Raw genomic sequence first — 17,795 nt, forward strand, 5'->3', positions numbered from 1 at the left:
AAGCGCCTTAACTTCCTCCTTGATGTGCCCGACACATCAACCAGCAGCAGAGTGGCGGCGGCGATCAGGCCGCCGCCACTCTGCGGTCACGCACCATTGGCCTGAGCGAAAGGCAGCACATGTCCAGGGCCTCCGAGCGCGGCGCCGTTGCCGTCGAGTTCGCCATCCTGGCACCCGTCCTTGTCATGATCCTGCTGGGCACCATGGAATTTGGCCGTGCCTACAACGCTCAAATCTCCCTGACCAATGCCGCCCGAGAGGGCGTGCGGGTCATGGCAGTCTCCAACAACCAGACCTCAGCCCGCACAGCGGCCAAGAACGCTGCCGTTTCTCTCAGCCCAGGCCTTGCTGACTCAAACATCATATTCAGCACAGCCAGCTGCACCCCCACCGCGCAGATGACTGTGACCGTCAATTACACGCTCAGCACATTGACCGGAATCGCCGGTCCGTTCACCATGAAGGGCAAGGGGGTCATGCTGTGCGGCGGCTGAACGTGGAGCAGGAAAAGGAACGCGGCGGCATCAGCGTTATTGTGGCGCTTCTCATGGTGGTGCTCTTGGGATTCACGGCCATTGCCGTGGACGTCGGGATGCTCTATTCCGAGAAGGCACAGCTCCAGAATGGCGCCGACGCCGCGGCCCTGCTCGTGGCCCAGAAATGCGCTACTAGCAATGCCGACCCAAACTGCGCCGCTACTTCCACCCTCGCTGCCGCAGTTCTGAGTAGCAACGCCCTGGATGGCCGAAGTAATGTGAAGTCCCTCGCCCTGGACTTACCGAACCGCAAGGTGACTGTGACGGCTGGAGCCCAGGAACAGGGCGGGGAATTAAACAAGGTAACGCTGCTCTTCGCAAACGCCTTGGGCATTTCCAGTGCGGAAGTCAACGCGAGCGCCAGCGTCCGCTGGGGCAGTCCGCTGGAAGGAACCACCCCGTTCCCCTTGGCTTTTTCGGTGTGCCAGGTTGCGGGGATGGTCGGCGGCGCAAGCCAACTGCTCCAAAACCACAGCTCAAACGAAAACACGGATTGTGGTCCGCTAGGGACCTCAGGCAGCATCGTGCCCGGCGGCTTCGGGTGGATAGTTCAAGATCCGGGCAGCTGCGGCGGCAGCGTCAACCTGGCGCTCCTTGAAAGCGGGAGCGACACAGGAAATGACGGTCCCTCGAACTGCGACACCATCCTCAACACATGGGCCGCTGAACTCACTGCAGGACGCGACATCACAGTTCTCCTTCCGGTGTACGCAGCGGTGACGGGCACCGGCTCCGGCGCCTCGTACGTCCTCGCTTCGTTCGCGGCCTTCAATGTCAAGGGCTGGAAGTTCAGTGGCGGATCTAGCCTCCCCCTTGTCTTCCACAACGAGGCAGCCCACGTAGGAAGCACCAAGGCCTGCACAGGAAACTGCCGAGGAATTATCGGAAGCTTCGTCAAATACGTGTCACTGTCTGACGGTTACGTGCTCGGTCCCGTGAGTCCCTACGGCGCCACCGTCGTCGAATTCACCAGTTAGCCACATGAATAACCTTGATCCGGAATACCACAGGAGCAGTCAGTGAAGTCACGCTTGTTGGCAGGAGTCGCGGCAGTGGTGCTGGCCATCATCGGCGCTGTGCTGATGTTCACCTACGCCCAAGGGGCCGACCAGCGCGCGGTGCAGAAGTTGGAGCCCGTAAGCGTGCTGGTGGTAAAAAAGGCAATCCCTGCCGGCACTCCGGTGGAAACCATTAAGGCGTCAGTCGCCACCGAGCAGCTTCCCGGAGCATCGGTTGCAAAGACTTCCCTTACTTCGCTCGATAGTGAAGCCGGAAAAGTGGCTGCCGTGGACCTTGTGCCCGGTGAACAGTTGGTCGCCGAGCGCCTTGTCGCACAGGAAGACCTTAAAACGTCCGGATCGGTCAAAGTGCCCGCCGGCCTCCAAGAGGTGTCCTTTCAGCTGGAACCCCAACGCGTCGTCGGCGGGCGGCTCGCTCCGGGGGACCACGTGGGTGTTTTTATCTCCATGAAGCAAGGTGGCCTGGACGCGAAGACCGATAAGGAAACTACCCAGCTTTCCGTCCACAAGGCACTCGTCACGGCTGTCCAGCGGGCACCCGAGGCAGCAGCTGCCGCAGAACCTGCACCCGCTGAGAGTGCGGCTCCAGCAACAGATCCCCGTGAAACAACTCTCCCCTCAGGATCGCTGATGCTCACGGTGGCAGTGAACGATGTCGACGCTGCCAAGATCATTTTCGCCTCAGAGTTTGCCACCATCTGGCTAACCCGTGAGCCGCTCGATGCCCAGGACAACGGTCCGCGGGTCATGCAGCGGCCGGAGGTATACAAGTGAGCCGCTTCGTCCTGGTGACTCCCGACGTCAATTTTGATGGCCGCCTTCGCCAAGCTGTGGCTGGGGGCCTCCAGGGAGGCGTCCAGACCTTCTTCACCAGTGTCCTGCCTGCGGATCCGCACGAACTGTTTGCCCAATTGGACCAGGAATTTCCGCAAGTGCTGATTCTAGGTCCGGGGGTTCCCGTTGAAGATGCGCTCCGCCTGTCGACGGTATTGGCCGTCGGATTTCCCGAACTGAGCATCGTCCTCGTCAGTGAACCCGATCCGGCGTTCATCCTGCAGGCCATGCGCGCCGGTATCCGGGACATTCTTAGCCCCGCTTCGGACCCGGCCCAGATCCGTGTGCTCCTGGAGCGCGCCTGCCAGTCCTTCGCCAGCCGCCACAGGTCCCAGGAGCCACAACAGCCCGGTTCCCCCGGCACTCCCAAGGGCCTGGTAATCGGCGTCTTTTCGCCCAAAGGCGGGGTCGGCAAAACGACCATCGCTACCAACATCGCCATTGGCCTGGGCAAGATCGCGCCCATGAGCGTGGTGATTGTGGACCTTGACCTGCAGTTTGGCGACGTCGCCTCAGGGCTCTATCTCAATCCTCAGCACACCGTGACAGATGCCGTCTCTCCGGCCGCAGCCCAGGATTCCCTTGTCCTCAAAGCGTTCCTGACTGTCCATCCCGGGAGCATCTATGCCCTATGTGCTCCCGGTGGCCCTGTCGAAGCTGACGAAATCGCCCCGGAACAGATCAGCCGCCTGCTTGAACAGTTGGCTGAGGAGTTCCAATACGTCGTGGTGGACACAGCGCCGGGCCTCCCGGAGATCGGGCTGGCCGCCATGGAACGGTGCACCGACGTGGTGTGGGTCAGTGGCATGGACATCCCGAGTGTCCGTGGACTGCGATCCGGACTTGACGTCCTGCGCCAGCTCAATATTCTTCCCGAGACCCGCCATGTGGTCCTCAATATGGCGGACGCGAAAGCAGGACTGACAGTGCAGGACGTGGAGTCCACCATAGGGGCGCCTGTGGACGTGAATATCCCCCGTTCACGAGCTATCGCGCTTTCCACCAATCGGGGCATCCCTGTCCTTCAGGAGCCGGTGAAAGATCCGGCCACCAAAGGGCTGCGGCAACTGGTGGACAGATTCAATCCGATCTGGCGGGCCCAGGCCCAACGGAAGCTGCACCGAAGGGTGGTCGTCCAATGAAACTTTCAGAGCGTATCCAAGCCGCGCAGCTCAAGGGTCAGCCCCAGCAGTCCGCCGTCGTCCTGGCCCCTGCCCGGCAGCCCAAGGCCGGTCCGGAGGCTGCCTCGGCGCGCATCCGAGCTGGCGAATCAAAGCGGGCGGAAGTCAAGCGGCCTGAAGCCAAAACAGTGCCTGCCGGCGTGCCCACCATCCGTCCGACGCCCGCGAGCGACACTGGCAGCTTCTCGGACCAACTTGAGCCGCCCAAAGCGAAAACCCAGCAACCCGTTGACGTCTTTGCCGCGCTCAAGGAACGCGCCGCCACGGCCCTGTTCGAGCGCATGGGAACCCGGTTCAATGATTCGGCAGTCACCGAACATGAGCTCAGGACCACTGCCCGCGAAGAGCTGACGCGGATCATCGACACGGAACAGGTCCCGTTGTCAGCCGACGAGCGAACACGGCTCGTTCGCGACGTCGCCGACGACGTCCTGGGGTACGGTCCGCTTCAACGGCTGCTTGACGATCCCGAAGTCACCGAGATCATGGTGAACCGCATGGACCAGATCTATGTGGAACGTAAGGGCCAATTGACGCTGACCGAATCCCGTTTCAGCTCAGAAGCCCATCTCAGGAAAGTAATTGAACGCATCGTTTCCAAAGTCGGGCGGCGCATCGACGAGTCTTCTCCTCTGGTTGATGCCCGCCTCGAAGACGGCTCACGCGTCAACGCGGTGATCCCGCCGCTGGCCGTCGGCGGGTCCTCCCTCACCATCCGTAAGTTCAGCAAAGTGCCCCTGACGGTCCGGAATCTTATCGACTATGGAACGCTCACTCCGGAAATGGCGGAGCTGCTCAACGCCTGTGTGAAGGCGAAGCTGAACATCATCGTCTCTGGCGGAACGGGCACGGGAAAGACCACCCTGCTGAATGTGCTGTCATCCTTCCTGCCGGCGAACGAACGGATCGTCACTATCGAGGACGCCGTCGAACTCCAGATCCAGCAGGACCACGTGGTGCGCCTGGAAAGCCGCCCACCTAACACCGAGGGCAAGGGCGAAGTGACTATCCGCGAGCTGCTCCGAAACTCGCTCCGTATGCGCCCCGACCGCATTGTTGTGGGTGAGGTCCGTGGCGGCGAATCGCTGGACATGCTCCAGGCCATGAACACAGGCCACGACGGCTCCCTGTCCACCGTGCACTCCAACTCCCCCCGCGACGCCGTGGCCCGTCTGGAGACGCTTGTCCTGATGGCCGGCATGGACCTGCCACTGCGCGCCATCAGGGAGCAAATTGCATCAGCCGTGAACCTGATCGTCCAAATCTCGCGGCTCCGCGACGGCACCCGGCGAATTACCCATGTCACAGAAGTGCAGGGCATGGAGGGCGACATCGTCACGCTTCAGGACGCTTTTGTTTTTGACTACTCAGCGGGCATGGACGCACACGGCCGCTTCCTTGGCAGGCCGGTGGCCACTGGTATCCGCCCGCGTTTCATCGACAGGTTTGAGGACCTTGGAATCCACGTGTCGCCGGGAGTCTTCGCCACCCCGGCGGCTCCTGCAGTTCCCGCTGTGAACCGGCCATGATGCTGACAGCCGGAGCGGTCCTCTTCCTGGCTGCTGCAGTCCTGCTGGGTGTTGCGTTCATCCTCCGGCCCGCTCCTGAGGTCCCCCTCGACAGACGGCGTCCCTATGAATCCGAGCCGGCTTCCCAGCTGACCCGCATCACTGGTTCGACAGTACGGATTTTTGACAAAGCCCTTGACGGCGGAAGCCTGCGCCTCTTCAGCCGGGACGCGTTGGAGAATGCCGGAGTCCGCATGACGCAGGCTGAGTTCCTCGTTCTGGTGGCAGCCGGGGCCGTGGTGGGAGCCCTGGTGGGGCTGATCGTGCTCGGCCCCATCCTCGCGATCCTCCTGTTCGCCGCGGCACCCTTCGTGGGGCAAGTTGTCCTGAATTTCCTGGCAGGCAAGAGACGCACCAGGTTCGATCAGCAGCTTGGTGACACGCTTCAACTGCTGGCCGGCGGCCTCCGTGCAGGCCACAGCATCCTCCGTGCCGTGGATGCTGCTGCCGCAGAATCGCTGGCGCCAACGTCGGAAGAAATGCGCCGGGTCATCACGGAGACCAGCTTGGGCCGCGATCTCCTCTCTTCCCTGACAGATACAGCCGAGCGGATGAAGAATGAAGACTTCGTCTGGGTGGCACAGGCCATCCAGATCAACCGGGAGGTGGGCGGCAACCTCGCGGAGGTCCTCGACCAGGTGAATGAAACCATCCGGGAGCGGTCTGAAATCAAGGGCCATATCAAGGCCTTGGCCGCCGAGGGAAAATTCTCAGCCTACATTCTCATCGCGATGCCGATAGGAATCGTGGTCATGCTCATGGGCGTAAACCCCGGATATATGAATTCAATGTTCACGCATCCCCTGGGCTGGGGAATGATCGGGCTCTCAGTCGTCCTCATGACGATCGGCAGCTTGTGGATGCGCAAAATCATCGACCTGAAGTTCTAAGCTGAATCATGAACCCATTGGTACTTTCCTCGCTCCTCCTGGTGTCCATGCCAATTGGCTACCTCACGTGGTCCCTGCTCGCTGTGGACCGCAAGGGGCGCACCGCCACGGTGGAGATCCTCACGCGAGGCCGGCAAGATGCCGAAGCCCCGGAAAAAAACAGCAGCGGGTTCCTTTCCGCCATCGGCCACCGTCTGACGCCGGCAGCCTATGTCCGCAAACTTGACCACCTGCTATCACTCGCAGGCAGGCCCGTCGCCTGGCCGCTGGGCCGCATCCTTGCAGCGAAACCCGTCCTCGGGCTGGTTGGTGCCGGACTGGGTCTGTTGATCAGTACCAGCAGCCCGGCACCGCTCATCAAGCTGACAGGTCTGTTTGTACTGTTCCTGGGGTACTTCATCCCCGATCTGATGCTCTACAGCAAGGGCCTGGAACGCCAGAAGGTCATGCAGCTGGAACTGGCGAACACCCTGGACCAGATGCTCATCTCTGTGGAAGCCGGGCTTGGATTCGAGGGAGCAATGGCACGCGCGGGGGCAAACGGCAAGGGACCGCTGGCAGAGGAATTAGTCCGGACTCTGCAGGACATGCAAGTGGGGCGTAGCCGCCGGGAATCCTATCTGGCCCTCGCCGAACGGACCAGCCTCCCGGAGCTCCGCAGCTTCGTTCAGGCCATTGTCCAGGCCGACACCTACGGCATTGCCATCAGCCGGGTCCTGCGGATCCAGGCCAAAGTGATGCGCGTAAAACGCCGCCAACGTGCCGAGGAAAAGGCCATGAAACTCCCCGTGATGATCCTTTTTCCCCTTCTGTTCTTTATTTTTCCCGTGCTCTTTATTGCCATTCTGGGGCCAGCGGTTATCAACACGGTGATTACGTTTAGCGGCCAATGACGGCGGATACCCAAAGTCAAGGATCACTCAAGGTTTCCACAGGATAGACCGAAAACGGACTGCGAAGTAACTACAGGAAGTAGCCTTGAAGCATGGATAGTCCACCACTCACCTCCAGCAGCGGGGGTGTCCCTGCCGAAGCGTCAGCTGCAGGGGCTGCTGCGGGCGTGGGCGCTGGCGTGCACCAGGCGGGCAATGACGCCATGCGCTGGGTCGAACCGGACATCCTGGCGGAGCTGGAAGAAGAACTGGACGGCCCGGAACTTGCCCTTGGATTCGCGCGCGACTACGCGTCTTTGTGGGACCAGCGCTTCAGCCGCTTGGCTGCCGCGGTCCAGACCGAGGACCGCCCGGAGGCCCTGGACGCAGTCATCAGCCTGCGGATCGCGTCCGCCATGGTGGGCGGGATCCGGTTGTCTGATCTGGCCCAAGGTCTGGAGGACGCCATCCGCCGCAGCGACTTCGTCCAGGGCCAGGCCCTGCTGGCAATCGTGGCCGAGCACGGCGTGCGTACAGTCTCAGAGCTCCAGGCGAGCTACATCCTCGTCAAGAACGACTAGTGATCAGCCCCAGGCCAGCCCTGCAGGTCGGTCCTCTTCGGTGCGAGCCGGTAGCCCACTCCGCGCACCGTCTGAAGCCAGCGCGGTGACATCGGATCCTCCCGAAGCTTGCGGCGCAGGTTCCCGACGTGGACTTCCACGGCCCGCTCGTCAGCCTCACTGATATACGCATCCGGCTCATAAAGGTCACCCCGGACAGCTCGCACCAGGTCCGTCCGCGTGCATACTGCCCCTTCGCCGCGGAGCAAAGTGTGCAAGAGGTCGAACTCACTGCGTGTGAGACCGAGGTTGACGTCACCAATCACCACCGTGCGGGTCCGGTAGTTCAGAATGAGCCCGTTGTGCTGGAGAACTCCCGTGTGGGTGAAGGTCGCCGGCGCGGCCGGAGGTTCGGCCCATGTAGCCGCCTGGGGTGGACTGGCGACCTCATGGCGCGGCCTGCGCATCATGGCCGCCACCCTGGCCCGAAGTTCACGCGGTCTGAAGGGCTTCGCAATGTAGTCGTCCGCACCGGCGTTCAGGGCCGAGAGCAGATCGGGTTCCTCGGTCCGGCCGGTCAGCATTACTACATAGGCATCACTGAAATTCCGGATGCGCCGCAGGACCTCAAACCCGTCAATGTCCGGAAGGCCGATGTCCAGCGTGACCACCTGGGCCTTGTTATGTCGCACCACCTCAACGCCCTCCCGCCCCTCGGCGGCGGTATGGACCTCAAACCCGGCCTGACGGAGGATTCCCTCAAGGAGGTTCCGCACATCGGCGTCGTCCTCGATTACTACTGCTACCCCAAGATCTTCCATGTCTATCCCCGATGCCAGGTGGAAGAGGCCCCCATCAGCCCAGCGCCAATCCCCTCAACCACTCCAACTCTCTATACGGTACAAGTATGAACGGCAGATAACACGCCTTCTAGAGATTAGTTTTGGAAAGTCAATTACCATGACAACACATGCATATCCGGATTCTGAAGATAGACCGCGTCAGCCTTCAGATATTCGGCTGCATCAATTCATTGGGACGGAATGGGGGCCGTCACGAAAGTTGGAGATCCCCTATGCCCATACGTCCCTCGCCCCGGGCGGTGGCGCTCTATTTCAAAAAACTTGGCCCCCGGACGCAGGTTGCGTTGTGCCAGCTTCCGCTGTCGCTGATTGTCACAGTCCTCGGCGTGATGACACCCATTACCTGGCCATCCTTACTGGTCAGTCCCCTCTACATGGCAGCAATCGCCCTTCATCTCATTCTTTTTGTGGCCTGTTTCCTCACTCCTTGGGAACGACTGCCCCATAGCTCGTACTTGGTAATTCCGGTTCTGGACCTGCTCGCGATCGCACTGCTGCGAAATGGTGCCGCGCCCCTTCTCCCGGGCCTGGCAATTCTGGTCGTATTTCCGGTCATTTGGCTGGCCGCTTCCGGGATCATGGTCCGCACAAGCCTCGTACTGAGCGCTCTGGGACCGTTCCTGATCATTCTCCCCACAACGGCCGGAAAATTCCCCAACCTCACGGCGTCGGACATTACCGCACTCTTTCTTTTCCCGCTTGTCATGCTGGCCGTTTCGCTCGCAATCCGATTCGCCAGCGTCAATATGCGGGTTCAGCAGCGGCAGCTGCAGGCCATGGGCGAGGAACTGCGGGAACTGCTGGCCGCGAGCCGGGAACGCGAGGAACTCCTGATGACCATCTTGGACGCCACCGACGTCGGCATTGTTGCCGTCGATTCGAACGGTGACCAGCTGCTGGCCAACAACATGATGCGGCGTTGGCAGCAGCCCGCCGCACCGGCCGGCGTCGCGCCAGCCGACCACGGCGAACAGCGGGTCTTCGCCCAGGACAAGGTGACTCCCCTCCCGCCGGACAAACATCCCCTCCGGCGCGCCGTCGAGGGTGAATCGTTCGCGGACTATCTCGTCTGGATTGGCGATGTCCCACAGCAGCGCGCGGTGTCCACCGCCGCCAGGCCGTTAACGGACGACGACGGCCGCCTCACCGGAGCAGTGGTCGTCTACAGCGACGTGACGGGGCTGGTTGAAGCCATTGCCGCGAACGAGGAACTGGTCTCGAACGTGTCCCATGAATTCCGTTCGCCGCTGAATTCCATCCTGGGCAACATTGACCTGGTGCTTGAGGACAGCGACGGGCTCTCCGCCCTCACGGTCCAACGCCTGGACGTGGTGCAGCGCAACTCCGAACGGCTGCTTGCCTTGGTCTCCGACCTGACACTCGAGGCCTCCGCCGCCCTGAACGTCCACCCGAAACGGACCGATATCTCCGGCCTGGTGGAGACCAGCATCGGCTCAGCCCAGGCACACGCGGAGCGGTCAGCCGTGTCGCTGGTGGCCGACGTGCCCTCACCGCTCTGGGCCTTCGCCGACCCGCTGCGGATCGGGCAGGCACTGGACAATCTGGTCTCGAACGCCATCAAGTACTCCCCCGACGGCGGCACCGTGACCATCAGCGCAGCCGGCACCGAGGACTGGGTCAAGCTTGTTGTCCGCGACACCGGCATGGGCATGGCACCGGAGGATGCGGCCAAGGTTTTCAGCCGCTTCTTCCGCGCCGAGTCGGCCCGGGATGCAGCCATCCCCGGCGCCGGGCTGGGCCTGTCCATCACCAAGACCATCCTGGAACGCCACGGCGGTGCCATCGCCTGCGCCAGTGCCCTGGGCGGCGGCAGCACATTCACCATGACCCTGCCCACCGAATCCGTTGGTTGAGCCCGTCGGAATCCCGGAACCCTCATCGATTGCTCCATAGGAGCCCTTTTCAAGGCCCAAAAGGGCGCTGACGGAGCAATCGATGGGGTCAGGGGTCAGTGCTTCCGGACTGCCCGGGTCAGTTCGGCGCGGGCCAGCATCTCGTCGTCGGACGGGTAGGCCACTTCTTCAAGGACCAGCGGGTGTGGGGCGGCCAGAACGGATTTGGCGTCGCGCTTCTTCGCCAGCAGGCGATCATGCAGCCACCCCGGCTCCTCGATGCCTTCCCCTACGAACAGGGCCGAACCAACCAGTGAGCGCACCATGTTGTGGCAGAAGGCGTCGGCCTGGACGGTGGCCACAATAACGCCGTCCTCTCCGCGGTGGAACTCGAAGCGCTGCAGCTCGCGGACGGTGGTGGCACCCTCCCGCGGCTTGCAGTAGGACAGGAAGTTCTGCAGCCCCAGCAGCTGCACGGCACCGGCGTTCAGCAGGTCCACGTCCAGCGGGCTCTGGTGCCAGAGCGTGAAGTACCGTTCGAGCGGATCCCAAAGGGCAGGACCGTCAGCGATGCGGTAGCTGTAGCGCCGCCAGAGAGCCGAGAACCTGGCATCGAACCCCACGGGTGCCAAGGACACCAGGTGAACTTCGATGGACCCGGTCAGGTCGCCCAGTCCCCGGCTGAGGGCGCCACGAATCCGCCGCAAGAGCGCGACGGCGGGATCCAGTTCGTGCCCGCGCGGCAGTTTCAGCCACTCGGCCTCGGTCAGGTCCAGGTGGACCACCTGGCCGCGGGCGTGCACGCCGGCGTCGGTACGTCCCGCCACGGTGACCCGGATGGGCCGGCGGATCAACAGCGCCAGCGCCTCTTCCAGGATGCCCTGGACGGTCCGCAATCCCGGCTGCACTGCCCACCCGTTGAAGGGGCCGCCGTCGTACGATAAATCAAGCCGGACACGCAAAAACCCGCCGCCCCCCAAAACGGGGGCAGCGGGTTTTTGGTCGTTCATAGACATAAGTCTACTGGAGCGTCAGAGCCTGATTACTCAGCTTCGACGGCCTGTGCAGCGTCGCCACCGGCAGGCACGAAGCCTGCGGCTGCGGCGGACTCGGCAGAGTCGAACCAGACTTCAGCAACCGTGGCGTCGTACCAGCGTGAGCCGGGAACGTGGTACTTCATGGAGTCCTCGTTGCCCTTGACCTCGAAGCCCTCAGGGGCAACGTTGTCAGCCGTAGCAGGCTTGGAGCCGGCGTACTTGGCTTCAGCAGCTTCGGTCTCGGCGGCTTCGGTTTCAACAACCGGAGCCTCTTCAGCGACCGGAGCAGCCTTGGCGGCAGCCTTGGTAGCCTCGGCCACGACGGCCTGCTTGGCGGAAACTGGCTCGAGAACCAGTTCGATGACAGCCATGGGAGCGTTGTCGCCCTTGCGGTTGCCGATCTTGGTGATGCGGGTGTAGCCGCCGTCGCGGTTCTCCACTGCCTGTGCAATGTCGGTGAACAGCTCGTGGACGATGCCCTTGTTGCTGATCAGGCCGAGTACACGGCGGCGGGAAGCCAGGTCGCCACGCTTGGCGAAAGTCACCAGACGCTCGGCGTACGGCTTCAGTCGCTTGGCCTTGGTCACCGTGGTGGTGATCCGCTTGTGCTCGAACAGTGCGGCGGACAGGTTCGCGAGCATAAGACGCTCGTGAGCCGCTCCGCCTCCGAGGCGCGGACCCTTAGCGGGGGTAGGCATAATAGTTTCTCCTCATATGGAAGCCAGTGGGCTGCGCACACCGTGGTGCATCCAGCCAGCCGGCCAAGATCTGTTTGTTAGAGTTCGTCGTCGCCGAAAGCGGCGTCGTCCTCTTCAATTGCTGCGGCGCGTGCTGCGAGGTCAAAACCGGGAGGCGAGTCCTTGAGGGACAGGCCCAGTTCAACCAGCTTTGCCTTGACCTCGTCAATGGACTTCGCACCGAAGTTACGGATGTCCATGAGGTCAGCCTCGGAGCGTGCAACGAGTTCACCCACGGTGTGGATGCCCTCACGCTTGAGGCAGTTGTAGGAACGGACGGTGAGGTCCAGATCCTCGATCGGCAGTGCCATGTCCGCTGCCAGGGCAGCATCCGTCGGCGACGGGCCAATCTCGATACCTTCAGCTGCGGTGTTCAGCTCGCGGGCCAGACCGAAGAGTTCCACCAGGGTGGTACCTGCGGAAGCAACAGCATCGCGCGGGGCGATGGCCTGTTTGGTCTCGACGTCGACAATGAGCTTGTCGAAGTCGGTGCGCTGCTCAACACGGGTTGCTTCCACGCGGAAAGTAACCTTCAGTACCGGCGAGTAGATCGAGTCGACCGGGATACGGCCGATCTCGGAGTCGCCGGACTTGTTCTGAGCTGCCGAAACGTAGCCGCGGCCGCGCTCGATGGTCAGTTCGAGTTCGAACTTGCCCTTCGAGTTCAGCGTGGCAATGTGCAGATCCGGGTTGTGGAATTCGACGCCGGCCGGCGGAGCGATGTCCGCGGCGGTGACGACTCCGGGGCCCTGCTTGCGCAGGTAAGCCACAACCGGCTCGTCGTGCTCGGAGGAAACCGACAGGCTCTTGATGTTCAGGATGATCTCAGTGACATCTTCCTTGACACCCGGAACCGTGGTGAACTCGTGCAGCACGCCATCGATCCGGATGCTGGTTACAGCGGCACCGGGGATGGAGGAAAGCAGGGTACGACGGAGGGAGTTTCCGAGGGTGTAGCCGAAGCCCGGTTCCAGCGGTTCAATGATGAAACGCGAGCGGTTATCGGAGACTACCTCTTCGGAGAGGGTGGGGCGCTGTGCAATGAGCACTTAGGTTTCCTTTCGGCGAGCATCCGCTATATGACGCAACACAGGTGGTGGAAATTCGGTCTGAAGACTTAACGCGGCTGGGCTTGCCCGGACCATTGACGGTCCGGGCAAGCTCAAGCTGCTGGAAAAGCCTTAGACGCGGCGGCGCTTCGGCGGACGGCAGCCGTTGTGCGCTGCGGGGGTGACGTCCTGGATGGAGCCAACCTCCAGGCCAGCGGCCTGCAGCGAGCGGATTGCGGTTTCGCGTCCTGAACCCGGTCCCTTGACGAAAACGTCAACCTTGCGCATGCCGTGCTCCTGCGCACGCTTGGCAGCAGCTTCGGCAGCCATCTGGGCTGCGAACGGGGTGGACTTGCGTGAGCCCTTGAAGCCAACCTCACCTGAGGAAGCCCAAGAGATAACAGCGCCGTTCGGGTCCGTGATGGACACGATCGTGTTGTTAAAAGTGCTCTTGATGTGCGCCTGGCCCAGCGCGATATTTTTTTTGTCCTTCTTACGCGGCTTGCGAACCGCGCCACGAGTCTTCGGGGGCATTTTTTCTCCTACAGAAAGTTATTGGGGGAAGACGAGTCAATCCCGAGGGATTTAACGAGCCTTCTTCTTGCCTGCAACGGTGCGCTTCGGACCCTTACGGGTACGTGCGTTCGTCTTCGTACGCTGTCCGCGCACTGGCAGGCCCTTGCGGTGGCGAATACCTTCGTAGCTGCCGATTTCAACCTTGCGGCGGATATCAGCTGCTACTTCGCGGCGAAGGTCACCCTCAACCTTGTAGTTGCCTTCAATGTAGTCACGAAGTTCTACCAGCTGGGAATCGGTGAGGTCCTTAACGCGGACGTCAGCGCTGATGCCAGTGGCAGCCAGGGTTTCGTGTGCACGGGTCTTGCCCACGCCGTAGATGTAAGTAAGCGCAATTTCCAACCGCTTTTCGCGGGGAATGTCTACGCCAGCGAGACGAGCCATAGTGGCAGTGCTCCTTGAATAAACCGGAGGTCGTAGGCAGTACACCCGCACGTTCTGTGCGGCCCCAGCCTCCGACCGGGGGTTAGCTGTCCGGGCTCATACGTCCCAGTTCAGCTTGTGCTGCCTTTTATTTACTTGCGTGGGTTAGCAACCCAGGATTTCCCTCGGGAGGGAAATTAGCCCTGGCGCTGCTTGTGGCGCGGGTTCTCGCAGATCACCATGACCCGGCCATTACGGCGGATCACTTTGCACTTTTCGCAGATCTGCTTGACGCTCGGCTTGACCTTCATGGCGTTCCTTTGCGTGTGGCAGTTGGTCAACTGGTGCAGCCGTCAGCTCACGCTGATGCCGCCCAGAATTTACTTGTAGCGGTAGACGATACGACCCCGAGTGAGGTCATAAGGGCTCAGTTCCACCACTACCCGGTCCTCAGGGAGAATCCTGATGTAGTGCTGGCGCATCTTGCCTGAGATGTGCGCGAGTACGATGTGCTTGTTGGTCAGCTCAACGCGAAACATCGCGTTAGGCAGCGCCTCAGTCACAACGCCTTCGATCTCAATGACCCCGTCCTTCTTGGCCATACCCTCCGCTAACTGTTGTTGCCGCAGCCCTGCCGGATTGCACCGGACATGACCACGAACGTTTTTGTTGGATCGGTCATCACCTCCGGCCCCAAACAGGGCACAGCTGGGCAGACAACCAACAAACCACTTTACTGTAAGTGGGTAGAAAGTCCAAACTAAATATGAAAGTAGACACCCTACCCGGAAATTGAGCTTGCCGAAATCCCGTCGAGGATCGCCAAGCGTACGACGTCGGCTGCCGCACTCTGCAGGGTAATGAGACTCACCTGCCGGGCAGTTTCAGTACTCCGGTCCAAAGCCACCTCACCAGTGGCAAGGCAAAAGACTGTATCCCCGTCCGCCAACGTGTGCGACGGATTGAGCGCCCGGGCCAGCCCAGCATGCGCAGCAGAAGCAGTCCGATAGCACTCGGCGGGGTCCAAGACAGCATTCGTAGCAACAACAACGAGAGTCGTATTGAGCGGCGGTGGGCCGCCATCACGGTCGGCAGGTTCCGGAGCCCGGAAGCGCGCGTCTAAGGGAGGAACGACCGAGCGCGCGGAGGGCTGCGGCTCCTGCCGCCCGTCGACGATCGGAAACCCAAGAGCGTTCACCACGGCCAGCGCCCCCACAACCACGCCATTCTCGAGCGTGACCGAAGCCGTCCCCACCCCACCTTTGAACTGTCCGCGTCCGATCATCGCTCCGGTGCCGGCGCCCACGCTGCCACGTCCGACGTCGTGCCCGTCCGTTTCGGCAGCGGCGGCAACGGTGGCCGCATAGCCCATGTCCGCCGTCGGGCGCGCTGAGAAGTCGCCTCCCCGGCCCAGGTCGAAGATCGCGGCAGCGGGAACGATGGGAACCACTCCCCCGGTGACGGCGAATCCCCGGCCGTTCTCTTCGCACCAGCGCTGTGCACCGTGCGCCGAGACGAGTCCGTAGGCGCTGCCGCCGGTGAGGACCACGGCATCCACCGTGGACACCAGCGTGGTGGGATCCAGCGCGTCAGTCTCATGCGTGCCCGGGCCACCGCCACGGACGTCCGCCGACCCGACAGTGCCCCGCGGCGGCAGCACCACGGTGACTCCCGTCAGCCAGCCGTCGCCGGTTTTCTGCTCATGGCCAACCCTGATTCCAGGCACATCCGTGATTGCTCCCATGGCTTCATTCTGCCCTGCGCCCGGTGGTTGAGCTTGTCGAAACCCGGGCTGTGGGCTCGCTCACCGGGGAAACCAAACCTTCCGTGAACGGGTTCCGAAGCCTGGGACAACAATTCGCTGGGCGGCCGCATCTGGTCCGGTCCGGCTTCCACGATGTGATGGAGTGATCTCAAATCCGTTCCACAGCCCTGCTGCGGCAGGCTTTCCGATTGAGATCCATGACACCACAGCTCACCGCCAAGCCGGGCAGTTCCCTGGCGCAGACGGCCACCGGCAGGGCAAAGGACCAGGCCGGCGCCCTGCCCCGGAAGCGCAATCGCTGGTCGCGCCGGAAACGCCAGGACTTCTTCGTCTTCCTCGCGCTGGCCCTGCCGAACCTGCTGCTCATCGCGGTCTTCACCTACGTCCCGCTGTTCAACAACCTCTACTACTCCACGCTGAACTGGACGCTCGGCTCCGCGTCGGCCACCGTCGTCGGGCTGGAAAACTACGTCACCTTCTTCACCAGCGCGGACGCCGGCCGGGTCCTTGGCACCACCGCCGTATTCACTGCCGCAACCGTGGGCGGCTCCATGGCGCTGGGCATGCTAGTGGCGCTGGCCCTGAACTCGAAGGTCCGCGGCACCACCTTTGCCCGGTCGGCCGTCTTCGCACCGTATGTGCTGTCCGGGGTTGGTGTTGGCCTGGTGTGGCTGTTCATCTTTGATCCCGGCTACGGCGTGCTGGCCTGGATCCTGCGGGGCCTCGGGCAGCAGAGCCCGCAATGGATCAACGATCCGGAGCTCTCACTGGTGATGGTCATCATCGTGTACGTCTGGAAGAACCTGGGCTACTGCGCCGTGGTGTTCCTCGCCGGGCTGCAGTCCCTGCCGCAGGACGTGATGGAGGCGGCGTCGCTGGACGGTGCCAGCAGTTTCCGGCGCTTCGTCAGCATGTCGCTGCCGCTGCTCTCCCCCACCACATTCTTTCTGCTGATCACCACCATGCTCAGCTCGCTCCAGGCCTTCGACCTCATCCGGATCATGACGCCCCTGGGCAGCGGCACCAGCACCCTCATCTACGAGGCGTACCTCCAAGCCTTCGGCGCCTACAACCGCGCCGGCTATTCCGCCGCCATCTCGGTGGTCCTGTTTGTCATCCTGCTGGTCATCACAGTGCTGCAGCTGCGGTTCGTCGAAAAGAAGGTGCACTACTCGTGAGCGCTCCCGCCGCCGTCCTTCCGGACCCTTCAACGCCCGACGCCGTCCCGCCCCTTGAGCGGCCGTTCTCCCGCGCCAACCTGGCCAGGACAGTCGCTGCCGGGTATGCGCCGCTGGCCGTCGCCGTCCTGGTGGTGTTCCTGCCGCTGCTGTGGATGGTGCTGAGCTCGTTCAAGCAGCCCGGCGAAATCGTCACCCTGGATCTGCAGGTGCTCCCGGCAGCCCTTGACCCGGAGAACTATCGGGTGGCCATGACCACGGTTCCGTTCGGTCAGTTCTTCCTGAACAGCACCATCGTCACCGTGGTGGGCGGCGGCATCAAAGTGATCCTTGCCCTGCTGACCGCCTATGCCCTGGTGTTTGTGCGCTTTCCGTTCAAGAACCTGATCTTCGTCCTGATCCTCGTGGCCCTGATGGTTCCCGCGCAGGTGTCCATCCTGCCGAACTACATCCTGATCGCCGGAATGGGTGGGAAGAACACCCTGTGGGGCATCATCCTGCCCGGCCTGGGCACTGCCTTCGGCACGTTCCTGCTGCGCCAGCACTTCCTCACCCTGCCCGGTTCCATCCTGGAATCCGCAGAGATCGACGGCGCCGGCCACTGGCGGCGGCTCTGGCAGATCGTGGTTCCGGTGTCCGTCCCGTCCATCGCAACCGTTGCCCTGGTCACCGTAGTGAGCGAGTGGAATGAGTACATCTGGCCGCTCATCATCACGGACAAACCGGAAAGCATGACGCTTCCGGTGGGCCTGACCCTCTTGCAGAACTCCGAGAGCAACGGCGCAGGCTGGGGAATCATGATGGCCGGCGCCGTCCTCGTGATCGTCCCCATCCTGGTCATCTTCGCCATGCTTCAGCGCTACATCGTCGCGGGCCTGACCCAGGGCAGCGTGACGGGCTAGCCTCCGGCGAGC

20 protein-coding genes are annotated in these 17,795 nt (G+C 62.4%); 11 read left to right on the forward strand and 9 right to left on the reverse strand.

Going from position 1 to position 17,795, the window contains the following annotated elements; genetic code table 11:
* The first annotated feature begins 119 nt into the window (after positions 1 to 119).
* From CXR02_RS14300 to CXR02_RS14335, 8 genes are all read left to right on the forward strand, one after another.
* Positions 120 to 494 (forward strand): TadE/TadG family type IV pilus assembly protein, encoded by a 375-nt coding sequence (locus CXR02_RS14300; RefSeq protein ID WP_104062614.1) that lies wholly within the window; start codon positions 120 to 122, stop codon positions 492 to 494.
* Positions 482 to 1,513 carry a pilus assembly protein TadG-related protein gene (locus CXR02_RS14305; protein WP_104062615.1) on the forward strand — a complete coding sequence of 344 codons (1,032 nt, stop codon included), beginning with the start codon at positions 482 to 484 and terminating at the stop codon, positions 1,511 to 1,513. The genes CXR02_RS14300 and CXR02_RS14305 overlap by 13 nt, the downstream gene beginning before the upstream one ends.
* 42 nt (positions 1,514 to 1,555) lie before the next feature.
* Positions 1,556 to 2,329 carry a Flp pilus assembly protein CpaB gene (gene cpaB, locus CXR02_RS14310; protein WP_104062616.1) on the forward strand — a complete coding sequence of 258 codons (774 nt, stop codon included), beginning with the start codon at positions 1,556 to 1,558 and terminating at the stop codon, positions 2,327 to 2,329.
* On the forward strand, positions 2,326 to 3,531 hold the full coding sequence (locus CXR02_RS14315; protein ID WP_104062617.1) for an AAA family ATPase: 1,206 nt from the start codon (positions 2,326 to 2,328) through the stop codon (positions 3,529 to 3,531). Before cpaB ends, CXR02_RS14315 begins: the two co-directional genes overlap by 4 nt.
* Positions 3,528 to 5,099, forward strand: a complete 1,572-nt coding sequence (locus CXR02_RS14320; RefSeq protein ID WP_104062618.1) for a CpaF family protein — start codon at positions 3,528 to 3,530, stop codon at positions 5,097 to 5,099. The genes CXR02_RS14315 and CXR02_RS14320 overlap by 4 nt, the downstream gene beginning before the upstream one ends.
* Entirely contained in the window at positions 5,096 to 6,028 is a 933-nt protein-coding gene (locus CXR02_RS14325) for a type II secretion system F family protein (RefSeq protein ID WP_104062619.1), read from the forward strand. Before CXR02_RS14320 ends, CXR02_RS14325 begins: the two co-directional genes overlap by 4 nt.
* Positions 6,029 to 6,036: 8 nt before the next feature.
* Entirely contained in the window at positions 6,037 to 6,921 is an 885-nt protein-coding gene (locus CXR02_RS14330) for a type II secretion system F family protein (protein ID WP_104062620.1), read from the forward strand.
* 92 nt (positions 6,922 to 7,013) lie between these two features.
* Positions 7,014 to 7,481, forward strand: a complete 468-nt coding sequence (locus tag CXR02_RS14335) for an Hpt domain-containing protein (RefSeq protein WP_258060978.1) — start codon at positions 7,014 to 7,016, stop codon at positions 7,479 to 7,481.
* Here the strand turns inward: CXR02_RS14335 and CXR02_RS14340 are convergent.
* Positions 7,478 to 8,281 (reverse strand): response regulator transcription factor, encoded by an 804-nt coding sequence (locus tag CXR02_RS14340; protein ID WP_104062621.1) that lies wholly within the window; start codon positions 8,279 to 8,281, stop codon positions 7,478 to 7,480. The genes CXR02_RS14335 and CXR02_RS14340 overlap by 4 nt on opposite strands.
* 254 nt (positions 8,282 to 8,535) lie before the next feature.
* Here CXR02_RS14340 and CXR02_RS14345 point away from each other — a divergent pair, with 254 nt between their 5' ends.
* On the forward strand, positions 8,536 to 10,197 hold the full coding sequence (locus tag CXR02_RS14345) for a cell wall metabolism sensor histidine kinase WalK (protein ID WP_104062622.1): 1,662 nt from the start codon (positions 8,536 to 8,538) through the stop codon (positions 10,195 to 10,197).
* Positions 10,198 to 10,292: 95 nt separating this feature from the next.
* On the opposite strand, the gene CXR02_RS14350 is transcribed toward CXR02_RS14345, so the two are convergent.
* From CXR02_RS14350 to CXR02_RS14385, 8 genes are all read right to left on the reverse strand, one after another.
* Positions 10,293 to 11,186: a tRNA pseudouridine(38-40) synthase TruA gene (locus CXR02_RS14350; protein WP_181037239.1), complete on the reverse strand. Its 894-nt coding sequence runs from the start codon at positions 11,184 to 11,186 to the stop codon at positions 10,293 to 10,295.
* Between the two features lie 32 nt (positions 11,187 to 11,218).
* Complete coding sequence (gene rplQ / locus CXR02_RS14355) at positions 11,219 to 11,911, reverse strand: 50S ribosomal protein L17 (protein ID WP_104062623.1); 693 nt, start codon at positions 11,909 to 11,911, stop codon at positions 11,219 to 11,221.
* Positions 11,912 to 11,988: 77 nt separating this feature from the next.
* The gene (locus CXR02_RS14360) at positions 11,989 to 12,999 is read right to left on the reverse strand and encodes a DNA-directed RNA polymerase subunit alpha (protein ID WP_056344331.1); all 1,011 of its coding nucleotides are present in this window, start codon (positions 12,997 to 12,999) and stop codon (positions 11,989 to 11,991) included.
* Between the two features lie 132 nt (positions 13,000 to 13,131).
* Positions 13,132 to 13,533: a 30S ribosomal protein S11 gene (rpsK, locus tag CXR02_RS14365; RefSeq protein WP_018769149.1), complete on the reverse strand. Its 402-nt coding sequence runs from the start codon at positions 13,531 to 13,533 to the stop codon at positions 13,132 to 13,134.
* Positions 13,534 to 13,584: 51 nt separating this feature from the next.
* Entirely contained in the window at positions 13,585 to 13,959 is a 375-nt protein-coding gene (gene rpsM / locus CXR02_RS14370; protein WP_104062624.1) for a 30S ribosomal protein S13, read from the reverse strand.
* 176 nt (positions 13,960 to 14,135) lie between these two features.
* Positions 14,136 to 14,249, reverse strand: coding sequence for a 50S ribosomal protein L36 (gene rpmJ, locus CXR02_RS14375; RefSeq protein WP_009358722.1), 114 nt, complete (start codon positions 14,247 to 14,249; stop codon positions 14,136 to 14,138).
* Between the two features lie 69 nt (positions 14,250 to 14,318).
* Positions 14,319 to 14,540 carry a translation initiation factor IF-1 gene (gene infA, locus CXR02_RS14380; protein WP_009358723.1) on the reverse strand — a complete coding sequence of 74 codons (222 nt, stop codon included), beginning with the start codon at positions 14,538 to 14,540 and terminating at the stop codon, positions 14,319 to 14,321.
* A gap of 179 nt (positions 14,541 to 14,719) precedes the next feature.
* On the reverse strand, positions 14,720 to 15,682 hold the full coding sequence (locus CXR02_RS14385) for a P1 family peptidase (protein WP_104062625.1): 963 nt from the start codon (positions 15,680 to 15,682) through the stop codon (positions 14,720 to 14,722).
* Between the two features lie 218 nt (positions 15,683 to 15,900).
* Between CXR02_RS14385 and CXR02_RS14390 the strand changes: the two genes are divergently transcribed.
* A complete protein-coding gene (locus CXR02_RS14390; RefSeq protein ID WP_181037240.1) occupies positions 15,901 to 16,881 on the forward strand; it encodes a carbohydrate ABC transporter permease in 981 nt (326 codons plus the stop codon).
* On the forward strand, positions 16,878 to 17,783 hold the full coding sequence (locus CXR02_RS14395; RefSeq protein ID WP_104062626.1) for a carbohydrate ABC transporter permease: 906 nt from the start codon (positions 16,878 to 16,880) through the stop codon (positions 17,781 to 17,783). Before CXR02_RS14390 ends, CXR02_RS14395 begins: the two co-directional genes overlap by 4 nt.
* Positions 17,784 to 17,795 lie beyond the last annotated feature (12 nt).

Source organism: Arthrobacter sp. 4R501 (genome assembly GCF_002929755.1).
Lineage (GTDB): Bacteria > Actinomycetota > Actinomycetes > Actinomycetales > Micrococcaceae > Arthrobacter.

Coding starts and splice junctions, on each gene's coding strand:
- CXR02_RS14300 (WP_104062614.1), top strand. CDS start 120: ATGTCCAGGGCCTCCGAGCGCGGCGCCGTTGCCGTCGAGTTCGCCATC.
- CXR02_RS14320 (WP_104062618.1), top strand. CDS start 3,528: ATGAAACTTTCAGAGCGTATCCAAGCCGCGCAGCTCAAGGGTCAGCCC.
- CXR02_RS14325 (WP_104062619.1), top strand. CDS start 5,096: ATGATGCTGACAGCCGGAGCGGTCCTCTTCCTGGCTGCTGCAGTCCTG.
- CXR02_RS14330 (WP_104062620.1), top strand. CDS start 6,037: ATGAACCCATTGGTACTTTCCTCGCTCCTCCTGGTGTCCATGCCAATT.
- CXR02_RS14335 (WP_258060978.1), top strand. CDS start 7,014: ATGGATAGTCCACCACTCACCTCCAGCAGCGGGGGTGTCCCTGCCGAA.
- CXR02_RS14340 (WP_104062621.1), bottom strand. CDS start 8,281: ATGGAAGATCTTGGGGTAGCAGTAGTAATCGAGGACGACGCCGATGTG.
- CXR02_RS14345 (WP_104062622.1), top strand. CDS start 8,536: ATGCCCATACGTCCCTCGCCCCGGGCGGTGGCGCTCTATTTCAAAAAA.
- CXR02_RS14350 (WP_181037239.1), bottom strand. CDS start 11,186: ATGAACGACCAAAAACCCGCTGCCCCCGTTTTGGGGGGCGGCGGGTTT.
- rplQ (WP_104062623.1), bottom strand. CDS start 11,911: ATGCCTACCCCCGCTAAGGGTCCGCGCCTCGGAGGCGGAGCGGCTCAC.
- rpsK (WP_018769149.1), bottom strand. CDS start 13,533: ATGCCCCCGAAGACTCGTGGCGCGGTTCGCAAGCCGCGTAAGAAGGAC.
- rpsM (WP_104062624.1), bottom strand. CDS start 13,959: ATGGCTCGTCTCGCTGGCGTAGACATTCCCCGCGAAAAGCGGTTGGAA.
- rpmJ (WP_009358722.1), bottom strand. CDS start 14,249: ATGAAGGTCAAGCCGAGCGTCAAGCAGATCTGCGAAAAGTGCAAAGTG.
- infA (WP_009358723.1), bottom strand. CDS start 14,540: ATGGCCAAGAAGGACGGGGTCATTGAGATCGAAGGCGTTGTGACTGAG.
- CXR02_RS14385 (WP_104062625.1), bottom strand. CDS start 15,682: ATGGGAGCAATCACGGATGTGCCTGGAATCAGGGTTGGCCATGAGCAG.
- CXR02_RS14390 (WP_181037240.1), top strand. CDS start 15,901: ATGACACCACAGCTCACCGCCAAGCCGGGCAGTTCCCTGGCGCAGACG.